Below are 15,582 nucleotides of genomic sequence, written 5' to 3' on the forward strand. Positions count from 1 at the left end.
GTTTTCTCACCGCAAAGCTTAGGAGGAAGAGCTGAATATCTCGGGAGGAAAACGCGGGCGGATTACCATTCATGACGTGGCTGCGGCCGCGGGCGTCAGCATATCGACGGCATCGAAGGCGTTGAACGATACCGGCCGCATGGGCGCCGAGACCCGCGAGCGGGTGAAGCGCATCGCGGCGGAGATTGGGTTCAGGCCGAATGCTCTGGCGCGCGGCCTTCTGAGCAAGCGCAGTTTCACCATCGGGCTGCTGACGAACGACACTTACGGCCGTTTTACGCTGCCTGTCATGGCCGGTGTTTCGGAGGCACTGGTCGACCACGGCGTCTCGGTTTTCCTCTGCGCGATCGAGGATGATCCGGCGCTCGGTCAGATCCATGTCGATGCGATGCTCGACAAGCAGGTGGACGGCATCATCGCGACAGGAAAGCGTCTGGACAGACGGTTGCCAGTCGATCTGTCGAACCTGAACGTGCCCGTCGTCTACGCCTTCACCGAAGGTGCGCCTGACAGCGTCACGTTCAGTTCCGATGATGGGCATGGCGCGCGGCTCGCGACGGAGTGGCTGCGGAAACTTGGGCGCAGACGGATCGCCCATATTACCGGGCCGGAGGATTTCGTCTCGGTTCGCGAGCGCGCCAATGCCTATCGCGAGGTGGCAGGCGACGCTGTGCCGGTTCTCTTCGGCGTCTGGTCGGAGAGCTGGGGGCATGATGCGGTGGCGAGGCTGTGGAGTGCAGCGGGTTCCAAACCCGACGGCATCTTCTGCGGCAACGACCAGATCGCCCGTGGTGTCATCGATGCGTTGCGCGAGCGCGGCATCAAGGTGCCGCAGGATGTGTCGGTGGTCGGCTTCGACAATTGGGAGATTGTCGCAGCACAGACCCGGCCGCCGCTGACGACGGTAGATATGGAGCTGAAGGAGCTCGGGCGCCAGGCGGGATTGACGATCCTGTCGCTTGCGGAGGGGCGCCCGGTGGAGCCCGGCGTACGGAAATTGCCGTGCCGTCTCGTCGTGCGGCAGACATGCGGGGGCGACGCCCTCGGGATTTAGAAACGGCGCGAAGGAGACGCGCCATATTGGGAGGAGTGCCATGATGAAGCGTCTGTTGGTGGCAACGAGCATTGCCACCCTTAGCCTCGTATCGACAGCCTCGGCTGCCGAAAAGATTGAAATGTGGGTCCGTTCCGGCATCGGTGACGCCTTCAAGAAGGTCGTTGAAGCCTATAATTCCAGTCATGAAAACCAGGTCGTCGCCACCGAAGTGCCGTTCAGCGAACTGGTGCAGAAATATGCGACGGCGATCGCCGGCGGTCAGGCGCCCGATGCGCTGTCGATGGACCTGATCTATACGCCGGCCTTTGCCGCGGCCGGCCAGCTCGAAGACCTCTCGGACTGGGCAAAGAGCCTGCCCTACTTCAACTCGCTGTCGCCGTCGCATGTCCGCCTCGGCACTTATGACGGCAAGATCTACGGCCTGCCGCTCTCGGTCGAGACCTCGGTCTTTGCCTGGAACAAGGACCTCTACAAGAAGGCCGGGCTCGATCCCGAAAAGGCGCCCACCACCTGGGAAGAGATTTCGGCCAATGCCGAGAAGATCCGCAAGCTCGGCGACGACACCTACGGCTTCTATTTCTCCGGTGGCGGCTGTGGCGGCTGCATGATCTTCACCTTCACGCCGCTCGTCTGGGGTGCGGGTGCGGATATCCTCTCGGAAGACGGCAAGACCGCGACACTCGATACGCCGCAGATGCGCAAGGCCGTCGGCTTCTATCGTGACATGGTCAAGAAGGACCTGGTTCCTGCAGGTGCGGCCAGCGACAACGGCTCGAACTTCTTGAGCTTCACCAACGGCAAGATCGGCCAGCAGTCGCTCGGCGCCTTCGCGATCGGCACGCTTGTCACCAGCCATCCCGATATCAATTTCGGCGTGACGCTGATCCCCGGCGTCGATGGCAAGCCGTCGTCCTTTGCCGGTGGCGATAACTTCGTCATCACCAAGGGCACGAAGAAGATCGATGCGGTGAAGGAGTTCCTCGAATATATCTATTCGATGGACGGCCAGAAGGTCATGGCCAAGTATGGCAGCCTTCCGACCCGCGGCGACATTGCCGATCAGGTGCTTGCCGGACTCGACCCGCGCATGCAGGTCGGCCTGAAGGCGATCTCGATCGCCAAGACGCCCTATACGCTGCAGTTCAACGACCTGATCAACAGCGCCAATGGCCCCTGGGCGACCTTCACCAATGCAGCGATCTTCGGTGACGACGAAGACGGAGCCTTCTCGAGCGCCCAGTCCGAGATGCAGTCGATCATAGACAGCGGCCAATAATCTCTCCCGGCCGCGGCCGGGGAGCAGTGGCAGCTCTCCGGCCGATCCATTCCATGCAGCAATGAAAGATGCGGAGCATTTCGATGACCGTTTCAGGTCCCCAGCGCCCTGCCGGCAGCCGCAAGAGGCGGCGCAGATCGCAATGGCGCGGGCTTCTCTATATCGCGCCGGCCATGGCGCTCGTCATCGTCTTCTTCGTGATGCCGGTAATCTTCACCGGCTGGATGAGCCTGCATAACTGGCCGCTGATGGGCGCCCAGCGCTGGATCGGCTTTGCCAACTATACCCGCATGTTCAATGACAGCCGCTTCATGGCGGCGCTGAATTTCACCGCCTATTACACCGTCATCGTCACCATCGCGATCTTTGCCGTCGCCTTCCCGCTGGCGATCTTCCTCGAGAAGGAGCGGCGCTTCGTCAGCACCTACAGGACGATCATCTTCCTGCCCGTTGTCGTCGGTCTCGCGACCGCCTCCCTGCTCTGGGTCTGGCTTGCCAATGTCGATAGCGGCTTTTTCGGCCCGGCGCTGCGGGCGCTCGGCCTTGTCGAGCGCAGCCCGAATATCATGGCGAGCTTCGATACGGCCTTCGCCACCATCATCGTCATGGTCGTCTGGAAGATTGCCGGTTTCACGATGATCATCCTGCTGACCGGCCTGCAGGCGATCCCCTCCGAACTCACGGAAGCCGCGCGCATTGATGGCGCCGGGCGCTGGCAGCGTTTCCGGCATCTGACACTGCCGCTGATGCGCCGCACGATCGCGCTGGCGCTGGTCGTCTCGGTCACCGGCTCGGTTCTCGCCTTCGACCAGTTTTACATCATGACCTCGGGCGGACCGCAGAACAAGATGATCTCGGTGGTCTACTACATCTTCAACCAGTCATTCGTGTCCTTCAATCTCGGCTATGGCGCAGCGCTTTCGATCGCGCTCTTGGCGATCCTTGTGGCGATCTCCATCGTCCAGCTGTGGCTGCTCAGGGTCGGGGAGGAACGCGCATGATCTCCTCGAGAGAACGCCGCGCCCGCAAGCGCTTCCGGTCGCAATCGGCCTATCACGTCACCGGCATTGCCGTGTCGGTCTTCTTCCTGGCGCCCTTCGTCATCGCGCTCCTCTCATCCTTCCGTCACGGCACGGAGGCAAGCCTGCCGCCGCTGCCGCCATGGCCGACGACGGGCGTCAGCTTCGATGCCTATGCCCTGCTCGATACGTTCGGCGCCGGCATCTGGCAGCACATGATCAACTCGCTCTTCGTGTCGCTCGCCACCGTGGTGCTGACGGTCGCCGTCAGCCTGCTCGCCGGCTATGGCTTCTCGCGCTACCGCTTCCCGCTGAAGAACGTGCTTTTCGTGCTGATCATCGCCACGCTGATGATCCCGTTCCAGTCGATCCTGACGCCGCTCTTCATCATTCTCGCCAAGCTCGGCCTCAACAATTCGCTGCTCGGCCTGACGCTCGTCTATGTGACGCTGCAGCTCCCCTTCTCGGTCTTCATGATGCGCAACGCTTTCGATGCCGTGCCGAAGGAGATCGAGGAAGCGGCACGGATCGACGGTGCACGCGATCTGAAACTGCTGATCAGGGTGCTGCTGCCCCTCGTCCTGCCAGGTGTGGCGACTGTCGCGATCTTCGCCTTCCTCAACGCCTGGAACGAGTTCCTTGCCGCCCTCGTGCTGCTCTCCAGCAACGAGAAATACACGCTGCCCGTTCTGATGACGGCGGTGCGCGCCGGGCGCCTCGGCGCCATCAACTGGGGTGCGGTTCAGGCCGGTGTGGTCGTCATGACGATCCCCTGCCTGATCGTCTTCCTGCTTCTGCAACGCTACTACATGCGCGGGCTGATGGCCGGCGCGGTGAAATGATGATCTTTCAACGAAATGGATGAAGCCATGAACAAGCTGAAGAGAGACCGCCAGTTCCGCCCCCTGCCCGTCCCGAGCGTCGAGCTCGCCGGCCTTTTCGGCGATCGCCAGGATGCGATCTGCGATTCAACGGCCGAAACGCTGCTCGACCGCTGCGTCGAGGCCGGCATGATCCAGGCGATCGACGTCAGCCAGCCGAGCCCCGGCGTCGTCATCCCGATCGGCCCCTGGGGCGGGTCGACGCAGATGTTCTGGGACAGCGACCTCGGCAAGTCGATCGAGACCGTGGCCTATTCGCTCTATCGCCGCGCCAATCCGAAGCTTGAGGCGCGCGTCGACGAAATCATCGACATGTACGAGAAACTGCAGGACAAGGACGGCTATCTGAACGCCTGGTTCCAGCGCGTGCAGCCCGGCCGCCGCTGGACGAACCTGCGCGACCATCACGAGCTCTATTGCGCCGGACATCTGATCGAGGGTGCGGTCGCCTATTACCAGGCAACCGGCAAGCGCAAGCTGCTCGATATCATGTGCCGCTATGCGGATTACCTGATCACCGTCTTCGGCCATGGCCCGGGCAAGCTTGCCGGCTATTGCGGCCATGAGGAAGTCGAACTTGCGCTGGTGAAGCTGGCGCGCGTCACCGGCGAGAAGAAATATCTCGACCTCTCGAAGTTCTTCGTCGACGAGCGCGGACAGGAGCCGCATTTCTTCACCGAGGAAGCGGTGCGCGACGGCCGCAGTGCGGCCGATTTCCACCAGAAGACCTATGAATATGGCCAGGCGCATGTGCCGGTGCGCGATCAGAAAAAGGTCGTCGGCCATGCCGTGCGCGCCATGTATCTCTATGCCGGCATGGCCGACATCGCCACCGAGTATAATGACGATACGCTGACCTCGGCACTCGAAACGCTCTGGGACGACCTGACGACGAAGCAGATGTATGTGACGGGCGGCATCGGCCCGGCGGCGTCCAACGAAGGCTTCACCGACTATTACGACCTGCCGAACGAAAGCGCCTACGCCGAGACCTGCGCCTCCGTCGGTCTGGTCTTCTGGGCCAACCGCATGCTCGGTCGCGGCCCGAACCGGCGCTATGCCGATATCATGGAGCAAGCGCTTTATAACGGCGCGATGGCCGGTCTCTCGCTCGACGGCAAGACGTTCTTCTACGAGAACCCGCTGGAAAGCGCCGGCAAGCATCACCGCTGGATCTGGCACCATTGCCCCTGCTGCCCGCCGAATATCGCCCGCCTGCTGGCCTCCGTCGGCTCCTATATGTACGCCGTGGCGGAAGACGAAATCGCCGTGCATCTCTATGGAGAAAGCAAGGCCCGTTTCGAGCTTTCGGGCGCCAAGGTCGAGCTGGCGCAGACGACCCGCTACCCCTGGGATGGTGCGATCCATTTCGACCTCAATCTCGACCGTCCGGCCCGCTTTGCCTTGTCGCTACGTATTCCGGAGTGGGCCGAAGGCTCCACGCTTTCGGTCAATGGCGAGAGCATCGACGTCGAATCCGTCTCAACGGACGGTTATGCGCGGATTGAGCGCGACTGGAAGAGTGGCGATGCGGTCGATCTCGCCATTCCGCTTGCAGCGCGCAAGCTCTTCGCCAACCCGCTTGTCCGCCAGGATGCCGGCCGCACCGCACTGATGCGCGGGCCTCTGGTCTATTGCGTCGAGGAGACCGACAATGGCGCCGGGCTGAACGGTATTTCGCTTTCGGCAGATCCGTCGAAGGCGAAGGTTTCCGAGATTGCGGGGTTGCGCGGTGCCGTCGCTCTCGACCTGCCCGTCAGCCGCGATGCTTCGGATTGGGGCGCCGATCTCTACCGGACCGCGCCGCCCTCCGCGAAACCGGCCACCGCCCGCTTCGTGCCCTACCCCTTCTGGGACAACCGCGAGCCGGGCGAAATGCTCGTCTGGGTCCGTGCCGGCGAGGCCCGCGGTGAATAAGATGGCGGATACAGGCGTCGTGCTTGCCGGAGTTCGCAAGAGCTTCGGCAGCCTGGATGTGATCCATGGCATCGACCTGACGATATCGGAGGGATCCTTCGTGGTCTTCGTCGGCCCCTCGGGATGCGGGAAGTCGACTCTGCTGCGCATGATCGCCGGGCTGGAAGACGTCACCGATGGCGAGATCGAGATCAAGGGGCGCAACGTCACCGATCTCGACCCTTCGGATCGCGGCATTGCCATGGTGTTTCAGTCCTATGCGCTCTATCCGCATATGAGCGTGCGCGAGAACCTCGCCTTCGGGCTAAGGATGGCGCGCACGCAAGCGGGGGAGATCGAGGCGCGCGTCAAGGCCGCCTCGGCGATCCTGAAGATCGACCACCTTCTCGACCGCCGCCCCGGCCAGCTATCGGGCGGCCAGCGGCAGCGCGTGGCGATCGGCCGGGCGATCGTGCGCAAGCCCGATGTCTTCCTCTTCGACGAACCGCTGTCGAATCTCGATGCCGAGCTGCGCGTCTCCATGCGCATCGAGATCGCCCGTCTGCATCGCGAGCTCGGCAACACCATGATCTACGTGACGCACGACCAGACCGAGGCGATGACGCTGGCCGACCAGATCGTCGTGCTGCGCGACGGGCGCATCGAACAATCGGGCATGCCGCGCGAGATCTACGAGCGCCCGGCCAACACCTTCGTCGCCGGTTTCATCGGCTCGCCGCGGATGAACCTGCTCGACGCCATGTGGCAGGGAGCGGGCCGGGTTTCGGCTGGCGGACAGGCGGTCCAATCAGGTCTCGCCGGGAACGCGCTGGTATCGGGCGCCAAGGTGAAATTGGGGATCCGGCCTGAGCATCTGACCGTCAGCACCACCGGCACGGACGGGCTGGAGGCGACGGTCGACTTCGCCGAATATCTCGGCGGCACGCAATATCTCTATTGCCAGCTGCCCGACGGCCAGCCGGTCACCGTCGAATATCGCTCGGCGGCGGAGATCAACACCGGAGACCGGATTTTTCTCAGCGCCGCTCCCGCGGATATCCGATTGTTCGATGAAGGCGGCCTCGCCGTCGCCTGATTGGCTCCAGTATCAACGAGAGCCTATTTCGTAGGCTTTTGTTGATACTGCCCATTTTTATAGCCATCCGCTTGCCAGCATTGCTGCACTGCGTCATAAATGCTGCATGAGCCGCTTCGACCTGACGATCCTTGTCATCGATGAAAACGCCATCCGCTCCTCGATCATCGAAGAGGGATTGCGGGAGGCAGGGCATATGCGCGTCACCGTCATCCATGAGGTGCAGGGCGTGGCGCGGATCATCGAGACGCTGAAACCCGATGTCATCATCATCGACATCGAGAATCCGAACCGGGACATGATGGAACATCTCTTCCAGCTGACCCGCTCGATCAGCCGCCCGATCGCCATGTTCGTCGATCGCTCCGATACCGCCTCGATCGAGGCCGCCGTGGAAGCCGGCGTCTCCGCCTACATCGTCGACGGGCTGAAAAAGGAGCGCGTCAAGCCGATCCTCGACATGGCTGTCAGCCGCTTCAATGCCTTCAGCCGCTTGCAACGGGAACTCGCCGACGCCAAATCAGCGCTGGAGGAGCGAAAGGTGATCGAGCGGGCCAAGGGCATCATGATGCGGATGCGGGGCCTTTCGGAAGAGGAAGCCTTTGCGTTGCTTCGCCAGACGGCAATGAACGAGAAAAAGAAAATGTCCGAAATCGCGCAAAGTGTCGTGACGGCTGCGGGGCTGCTGATGTGAGCCCGACCCGCGATGCAATAAGCGCCTGGAGGACGCTGGAGTGAATGCCTTGACCAAGATTGCCAGCGGCAGCGCCCGCATCGCCTCTCCCGCCCTGTCGAACGGCGAGGGACCGAGAGTTCTGCGCGCCGGTTTCATCCCGCTTGTCGATGCATCGGTGCTGATCGCCGCCGCCGAATTCGGCTTTGCCGCCAAGGAAGGGATCGCACTCGAACTGGTGAAGGATGTGTCCTGGGCGAACGTCCGCGATCGCCTGGCTTTCCGGCAGTTCGACATTGCCCACATGCTCTCGCCGATGCCGGTTGCCGCCATGCTCGGCCTCGGCTCCAATCCATCGCCGACCATCACGCCCTTCTCGCTCGGCCGCGGTGGAAATGCGATCACGCTTTCGACGCGGCTTTTTGAACGCATGCAGCAGGTCGCGGGCACCGGGGAAACCGCAGGCGCGATGGAGAATGCCAAGGCGCTTGCCGCCGTGCTTGCCGATATGCGGGCACGCGGCGAATCGATGCCGACTCTCGGCATGACCTATCCCTTCTCCTCGCATAATTACGAGTTCCGCTACTGGCTCGCCGCCGGCGGCATCGATCCCGATCATGACGTCAAGCTCGTCGTCGTCCCGCCGCCGCTGACATCGGATGCGCTTGCCGCAGGCGCGATCGACGGCTTCTGCGTCGGCGCGCCCTGGAACATGGTCGCCTCCGAGCGCGGCGTCGGCCGCATCGTCGCCGCCAAGCAGGATATCTGGCCGTCGGCGCCGGAAAAGATCCTCGGCATGCGGCCGGATTGGGCAGAGAGCCATCCAGAAACCGTCTCGCGGCTGATCGTTGCACTCGATGCGGCCGCGCGCTGGTGCGACGACGCGGCAAACCATGACGCGCTCGCTGACGTCCTTGCCGATCCGCGCTACATCGCGGCGCCCGTCGAGATCATCCGCCACGTGCTTGCCGGTGAGTTCAGCCTCGACGCCAAGGGCAATCGCCGCGTCATCGAGAACTATTTCCAGTTCCACGGCCAGTTCGCCAACTATCCGCGCCCGAGCCAGGCGCTCTGGATCTACAGCCAGATGATCCGCTGGGGCCAGGCCGAGCCCAGCCTGGCGCTGGCGCGCGCCGCCGCTTCCGCCTATCGGCCGGACCTCTACCGCGCCGCACTCGGCGACGATTGCACGCCTGAGGATGCCGATATTCGCATTGAGGGAGACCGCGATGGCGAGCGCTTCATGGACGGCCGCATCTTCGATCCGGGCGACTTCGCTGCCTACATCAACGGCTTCGAAGTGAAGAGCGCATCGATCGCCATCCGGCAGCCGGACGAGGGCTGAGGGTCTGCCGCGCTGCACAAATTGCTGGCAGCGCGGTCCGCTTCCATCCAGGCATTCGCATAAAAGATGCGCAGAATTTTAGAACGCATAAAAATTCACCTGCCATCATTTCAACGCAGAATACCAAACGCTTTCAATCAATTGACGGCAGCGACCTGAAACTGGCACGGCCTTTGCAAGGCTAATAGCGCCCGGATCAACGGCGATCCGGGCAGATGAGCGCGCGATAGGCGCTTGCAAGAGACATCGACGTCGCAAGGTTTTTGCTGTCCGGGACCCTCCCTTCCCGCAGACGCAATCTCCGAGCGGCGTTTTTTTGTGCCCAAAATCCGGCGACCACTCGACAATAAGGGGAACTGCGCATGACCAAGATCCTCACCGGCAGCTTCAGCCGCCGCAATCTTCTGAAGACGACAGCGACGGCAGCCCTGATCGGCGCGGTCCGCTCGGCCTTCCCGTCCGGCGCCTTTGCGGCGGCTGCAGCACCTGAAGTGACGGGCGCCAAGCTCGGCTTCATCGCACTGACGGATGCCGCGCCGCTGATCGTCGCCAAGGAGAAGGGCATCTTCGAAAAGCACGGCATGCCCGATGTCGACGTCGCCAAGCAGGCATCCTGGGGCGCCACCCGTGACAATCTCGTGCTCGGAGGCGCGGCGAACGGCATCGATGGCGCCCACATCCTCTCGCCGCTGCCCTACCTGATGCAGGCCGGCAAGGTGACGCAGAACAACCAGCCGGTGGCAATGTCGATCCTGGCGCGGCTGAACTACGACAGCCAGGGCATCTCGGTCGCCAAGGAATATGCCGAAACCGGCGTGCAGCTCGACGCTTCCAAGCTGAAGGCCGCATTCGAGAAGAAGAAGGCTGCGGGCGGCGAAGTGAAGGTGGCGATGACCTTCCCCGGCGGCACGCACGATCTCTGGGTCCGCTACTGGCTCGCCGCAGGTGGCATCGATCCCGACAAGGACGTTTCGACCATCGTCGTCCCGCCGCCGCAGATGGTGGCGAACATGAAGGTCGGCAACATGGACGTCTTCTGTGTCGGCGAGCCCTGGAACGAGCAGCTTGTCAATCAGGGCATCGGCTTCACCGCGGCGACCACCGGCGAGCTCTGGAAGGGCCACCCGGAAAAGGCGCTCGCCATGCGCACCGAGTGGATCGAGAAGAACCCGAACGCCGCCAAGGCCCTGCTGATGGCCGTGATGGAAGCCCAGCAATGGTGCGACAGCATGGACAACAAGGAAGAGATGGCGACGATCCTCGGCAAGCGCCAGTGGTTCAACGTGCCGCCAAAGGACGTGCTCGGCCGCCTCAAGGGCGACATCAACTACGGCAATGGCCGCGTCGCCCACGGCACCGATCTCTACATGAAATTCTGGGCAGGCGGCGTCTCCTACCCGTTCAAGAGCCACGACACCTGGTTCATGGCCGAGAACATCCGCTGGGGCAAGTTCGCGCCCGACACCGACATCAAGGCGCTGGTCGACAAGGTCAACCGCGAAGATATCTGGCGCCAGGCCGCCAAGGATCTCGGCGTCGCCGCCGCCGATATTCCGGCCTCTTCCTCGCGCGGCAAGGAGACCTTCTTCGATGGCAAGGTCTTCGATCCCGAGAACCCCTCCGCCTATCTCGACAGCCTTGCCATCAAGGCCGCGTCCTAGTTCCCCGCCTCCGGCGCGTGACGGGCGCGCCGGCCTTTTCTTGCCTTAAGGAGCGATCGCATGTCAGCCCTCGCAAAGAATGAACCGATTACCCCAGCGCAGCCTGCCCCCAAGACGGCGAACGTGGTGCGCCTGACCAAGGCGCCTTCGCGCCGCGTCAATGTCCGGCAGCTTGCGACAGCCGCCGCCCGCAATGTCGTGCCGCCGCTCGTCGTGCTCGCATTGATGCTTGGCGTCTGGCAGATCCTCTGTTCGTCGCCGACGGCCTCCCTGCCCTCGCCGCATCAGGTCTGGCAGGAAAGCTACGATCTGATCGCCTTCCCGTTCTTCAACTACGGCTCGCAGGATATCGGCCTCGGCTGGCGCGTGCTGGTTTCGCTGCAGCGCGTCGCCTACGGCTTCGGACTTGCCGCCGTCGCCGGCATCGTCATGGGCGCGATCATCGGCCAGTCGGTCTGGGCGATGCGCGGCCTCGACCCGATCTTCCAGGTGCTGCGCACCGTGCCGCCGCTTGCCTGGCTGCCGCTGTCGCTCGCGGCTTTCCAGGACAGCAATCCTTCGGCGATCTTCGTGATCTTCATCACCTCGATCTGGCCCGTCATCATCAATACCGCCGTCGGCGTGCGCAACATCCCGCAGGATTACCGCAACGTGGCGCAGGTTCTGCGGCTGAACCAGATCGAGTTCTTCTTCAAGATCATGCTGCCTTCGGCTGCCCCCTACATCTTCACCGGCCTGCGCATCGGCGTCGGTCTCTCATGGCTGGCGATCGTCGCCGCCGAGATGCTGACCGGCGGTGTCGGTATCGGCTTCTTCATCTGGGATGCGTGGAACTCGTCGCGCCTGCCCGACATCATCGTCGCGCTCGCCTATATCGGCGTCGTCGGCTTCGCCCTCGACAAGCTCGTGGCGGCAGCCGGCCGGCTGATCACCCGCGGCGCTTCGGCAAATTGAGGAGATCAGAGATGACCGCTTATTTGAAGCTCGACCATATCGACAAGCATTTCGATCGCGGCGGCGTTCGTGCCGAAGTCCTGAAGGGGATCAACCTGACGATCGCCAAGGGCGAATTCGTCTCGATCATCGGCCATTCCGGCTGCGGCAAGTCCACGCTGCTCAACCTGATCGCCGGACTGACGCCCGTCTCCTCGGGCGCCGTCCTGCTGGAAAACCGTGAGGTGAACGCGCCGGGGCCGGAACGCGCCGTCGTCTTTCAGAACCATTCGCTGCTTCCCTGGCTCTCCGTGTACGAGAACGTCAACCTCGCCGTCTCCAAGGTCTTCGGCAGCAGCAAGACGAAGGCGGAGCGCCATGACTGGGTGATGGCCAATCTGGACCTCGTGCAGATGGCTCACGCGAAGGACAAGCGCCCCGCCGAGATTTCCGGTGGCATGAAACAGCGCGTCGGCATCGCCAGAGCGCTTGCGATGGAACCGAAGATCCTGCTGCTCGACGAGCCCTTCGGCGCGCTCGATGCGCTAACCCGCGCCCATCTGCAGGATGCCGTCATGGAAATCCATGCCCGGCTCGGCAACACGATGGTGATGATCACCCACGATGTCGACGAAGCGGTGCTTCTCTCGGACCGGATCGTAATGATGACCAACGGCCCGGCGGCCAAGATCGGCGAAGTCCTCGACGTGCCGATCTCGCGCCCACGCAACCGCATCGAGCTCGCCTCCGACCGAACCTACCTCAAATGCCGCGAGGCCGTGCTGAAGTTCCTCTACGAACGTCACCGCTTCGTCGAAGCTGCGGAGTAACACCATGACCGAGAAACTCGTCATCATCGGCAATGGCATGGCGCCGGGGCGCATGCTGGAGCATCTCTTCGAACAGGCGCCCGGCCGCTACGCCGTCACGATCTTCAACGCCGAGCCGCGCGTCAATTACGACCGCATCATGCTCTCGCCCGTTCTCTCCGGCGAGAAGACCTACGAGCAGATCGTCATCCACGGCGACGGCTGGTACATCGACCACGGGATCACGCTCTACAAGGGCCACAAGATCGTCGCCATCGACCGTACTGCAAAGACCGTGACCTCCGATCACGGCGTCACCGAAAGCTACGACAAGCTGGTCATCGCCACCGGCTCCGTGCCCTTCATCATTCCCGTTCCCGGCAAGGACCTGGCTGGCGTTATCACCTATCGCGATCTCGACGACGTGCAGGCCATGCTGCTTGCCGCCCAGTCGCGTGAAAAGGCCGTGGTCATCGGCGGCGGCTTGCTCGGTCTCGAGGCGGCTGCCGGTCTTGCCCAGCGCGGCATGGACGTCACCGTTCTCCATGTCATGCCGACGCTGATGGAGCGCCAGCTCGATCCGGCGGCGGGTTACCTGCTGCAGAAGGCCGTCGAGGAACGCGGCATCAAGGTCATCTGCAAAGCCAATACCAAGGCGATTGTCGGCGATGGCAAGGTGGAGGGCATCGAACTCGACAACGGCACGATCATTCCGGCAACGCTGGTGGTCATGGCGGTCGGCATCCGCCCGAATGTCAATCTCGCCAAGGATGCCGGCCTCGTAGTCAACCGCGGCATCGTCGTCGATGCCGGGATGCAGACCTCGGATGGCGATATCTATTCGGTCGGCGAATGCGCCGAAGTGGGCGGCATGGTCTATGGCTTGGTCGCGCCGCTTTACGAGATGGCGCGGGTCGCCGCCTCACATCTGGCGGGCGACAGCAAGCCCGCCTTCGTCCATTCCGATACGCCGACAAAGCTGAAGGTGACCGGCATCGAGCTCTTCTCGCTCGGCGACTTTGCCGATGGCGACGACCGCGAGGAAATCGTCCTGCGCGACGCGACTGCAGGGGTCTACAAACGCCTCGTCATCAAGGAAAACCGGATCATCGGCACGGTGCTCTACGGCGAGACCGCCGACGGCGCCTGGTTCAACGATCTGAAGAAGAAGGCGACCGACATCTCGCAGATGCGCGATACGCTGATCTTCGGCCAGGCCTATCAGGGAGGGTCGCCGCTGGACCCTATGGCGGCCGTTGCAGCCTTGCCGGATGATGCGGAAATCTGCGGTTGCAACGGCGTCTGCAAGGGAAAGATCACATCGACGATCAGCGCCAAGGGGCTGACCTCGCTGGACGATGTGCGCGCACACACGAAGGCGTCGGCCTCCTGCGGCTCCTGCACCGGCCTCGTCGAACAGCTGATGTCGCTGACGCTCGGCGATGCCTATAACACAGCCGCCGTCACGCCGATGTGCACCTGCACGGAGCTCGGCCATGACGATGTGCGCCGCCTGATCAAGGCAAAGAAGCTGAAGACCATTCCTGCTGTCATGCAGGAGCTGGAATGGAAGACCTCCTGCGGCTGCGCCAAGTGCCGCCCGGCGCTGAACTACTATCTGGTCGCCGACTGGCCGGATGAATATGCCGACGACTACCAGTCGCGGTTCATCAACGAGCGTGTCCACGCCAACATCCAGAAGGACGGCACCTATTCAGTCGTGCCGCGCATGTGGGGCGGCGTGACGAACGCAAACGAGCTGCGGGCCATCGCCGATGTCGTCGACAAGTTCGAGATACCGATGGTCAAGGTCACCGGCGGCCAGCGCATCGATTTGCTCGGCATCGAGAAGGAAGACCTTCCCGCCGTCTGGGCCGATCTCGGCAAGGCCGGTTTCATCTCTGGCCAGGCCTATGCCAAGGGGCTGCGCACCGTGAAGACCTGCGTCGGTTCCGACTGGTGCCGCTTCGGCACGCAGGATTCGACCGGCCTCGGCATCCGCATCGAGAAATTCATGTGGGGCTCCTGGACGCCGGCAAAGCTGAAGCTGGCGGTTTCAGGGTGTCCGCGAAACTGCGCCGAGGCGACCTGCAAGGATATCGGCGTGATCTGCGTCGACAGCGGTTTCGAGATCCATTTCGCCGGTGCTGCCGGTCTCGACATCAAGGGCACCGAGGTACTCGGCCTCGTCAAAACAGAGGACGAAGCGCTGGAGCATATCGTGGCGCTGACGCAGATGTATCGCGAGCAGGGCCGCTATCTCGAGCGCATCTACAAATGGGCCAAGCGCATCGGCCTCGACGAAATCCGCCGGCAGATCATGGAGGATACCGAGAAGCGCACCGGCTATTACGAGCGCTTCGTCTTCTCGCAGAAATTTGCCCAGGTCGACCCCTGGTCGGAGCGCGTCTCCGGCAAGGACAAGCACGAGTTCAAGCCGATGGCGACCGTCGGCTTCAGCGAAGCGGCGGAGTGAGGAGATGGGTATGAACTGGATCTCGATCGGCGATATCTCGGACATCCCGCTGCGCGGCGCGCGCTGCGTGAAGACCCCGCAGGGAAAGATCGCCGTCTTCCGCACGGCCGAAAACGAGGTCTTCGCAATCGAAGACCACTGCCCGCACAAGGGCGGACCGCTCTCGCAGGGCATCGTTCACGGCAAGGCGGTCACCTGCCCGCTGCACAACTGGGTGATCTCGCTGGAAACCGGCAAGGCGCTTGGGGCCGATGACGGGGTGGTGCGGACGATCCCTGTGCGGAATGAGGATGGGGCGCTATTTATCGCGTTCGAGAGTTTGATGATGGCGGCGGAGTGATCAGACGGATGCGTTCGGAGCTACTCCCCTCTGCCTTGCCAGGCATCTCCCCCACAAGGGGGGAGATTGGCTGGGCGGACCCGCTCGCCTCAACCTTCATTGTTTGGGGAGACACGTGCC

Annotated in this window: 13 protein-coding genes; all 13 read left to right on the plus strand. The window is 62.9% G+C overall.

Going from position 1 to position 15,582, the window contains the following annotated elements; translation table 11 throughout:
- Positions 1-31 precede the first annotated feature (31 nt).
- The 13 genes from ABIE40_RS25505 (at position 32) to nirD (ending at position 15,462) form a co-directional block, all read left to right on the plus strand.
- Positions 32-1,054: a LacI family DNA-binding transcriptional regulator gene (locus tag ABIE40_RS25505; RefSeq protein WP_112717680.1), complete on the plus strand. Its 1,023-nt coding sequence runs from the start codon at positions 32-34 to the stop codon at positions 1,052-1,054.
- A gap of 40 nt (positions 1,055-1,094) precedes the next feature.
- On the plus strand, positions 1,095-2,333 hold the full coding sequence (locus ABIE40_RS25510) for an ABC transporter substrate-binding protein (RefSeq protein WP_112717678.1): 1,239 nt from the start codon (positions 1,095-1,097) through the stop codon (positions 2,331-2,333).
- Positions 2,334-2,416: 83 nt separating this feature from the next.
- Positions 2,417-3,334: a carbohydrate ABC transporter permease gene (locus ABIE40_RS25515; RefSeq protein WP_199625257.1), complete on the plus strand. Its 918-nt coding sequence runs from the start codon at positions 2,417-2,419 to the stop codon at positions 3,332-3,334.
- Positions 3,331-4,194 carry a carbohydrate ABC transporter permease gene (locus ABIE40_RS25520; protein ID WP_130281007.1) on the plus strand — a complete coding sequence of 288 codons (864 nt, stop codon included), beginning with the start codon at positions 3,331-3,333 and terminating at the stop codon, positions 4,192-4,194. Before ABIE40_RS25515 ends, ABIE40_RS25520 begins: the two co-directional genes overlap by 4 nt.
- A 27-nt stretch (positions 4,195-4,221) precedes the next feature.
- Complete coding sequence (locus ABIE40_RS25525; RefSeq protein WP_199625258.1) at positions 4,222-6,150, plus strand: glycoside hydrolase family 127 protein; 1,929 nt, start codon at positions 4,222-4,224, stop codon at positions 6,148-6,150.
- Position 6,151: 1 nt separating this feature from the next.
- Positions 6,152-7,225: an ABC transporter ATP-binding protein gene (locus tag ABIE40_RS25530; protein ID WP_199625259.1), complete on the plus strand. Its 1,074-nt coding sequence runs from the start codon at positions 6,152-6,154 to the stop codon at positions 7,223-7,225.
- Between the two features lie 106 nt (positions 7,226-7,331).
- The gene (locus ABIE40_RS25535; protein WP_199625260.1) at positions 7,332-7,919 is read left to right on the plus strand and encodes an ANTAR domain-containing response regulator; all 588 of its coding nucleotides are present in this window, start codon (positions 7,332-7,334) and stop codon (positions 7,917-7,919) included.
- A gap of 49 nt (positions 7,920-7,968) precedes the next feature.
- Positions 7,969-9,243, plus strand: a complete 1,275-nt coding sequence (locus ABIE40_RS25540; RefSeq protein WP_210340976.1) for an ABC transporter substrate-binding protein — start codon at positions 7,969-7,971, stop codon at positions 9,241-9,243.
- 362 nt (positions 9,244-9,605) lie between these two features.
- The gene (locus ABIE40_RS25545) at positions 9,606-10,904 is read left to right on the plus strand and encodes a CmpA/NrtA family ABC transporter substrate-binding protein (protein WP_199625262.1); all 1,299 of its coding nucleotides are present in this window, start codon (positions 9,606-9,608) and stop codon (positions 10,902-10,904) included.
- A 60-nt stretch (positions 10,905-10,964) separates the two neighbouring features.
- Positions 10,965-11,858: a nitrate ABC transporter permease gene (gene ntrB / locus ABIE40_RS25550; RefSeq protein ID WP_199625263.1), complete on the plus strand. Its 894-nt coding sequence runs from the start codon at positions 10,965-10,967 to the stop codon at positions 11,856-11,858.
- Positions 11,859-11,869: 11 nt separating this feature from the next.
- The gene (locus ABIE40_RS25555) at positions 11,870-12,667 is read left to right on the plus strand and encodes an ABC transporter ATP-binding protein (protein ID WP_199625264.1); all 798 of its coding nucleotides are present in this window, start codon (positions 11,870-11,872) and stop codon (positions 12,665-12,667) included.
- Between the two features lie 4 nt (positions 12,668-12,671).
- Positions 12,672-15,122, plus strand: a complete 2,451-nt coding sequence (nirB, locus tag ABIE40_RS25560; RefSeq protein WP_199625265.1) for a nitrite reductase large subunit NirB — start codon at positions 12,672-12,674, stop codon at positions 15,120-15,122.
- 4 nt (positions 15,123-15,126) lie between these two features.
- The gene (gene nirD / locus ABIE40_RS25565; protein ID WP_199625266.1) at positions 15,127-15,462 is read left to right on the plus strand and encodes a nitrite reductase small subunit NirD; all 336 of its coding nucleotides are present in this window, start codon (positions 15,127-15,129) and stop codon (positions 15,460-15,462) included.
- The last annotated feature ends 120 nt before the right edge of the window (positions 15,463-15,582 follow it).

The sequence above is a fragment of the Rhizobium sp. OAE497 genome, assembly GCF_040546565.1.
Lineage (GTDB): Bacteria > Pseudomonadota > Alphaproteobacteria > Rhizobiales > Rhizobiaceae > Rhizobium.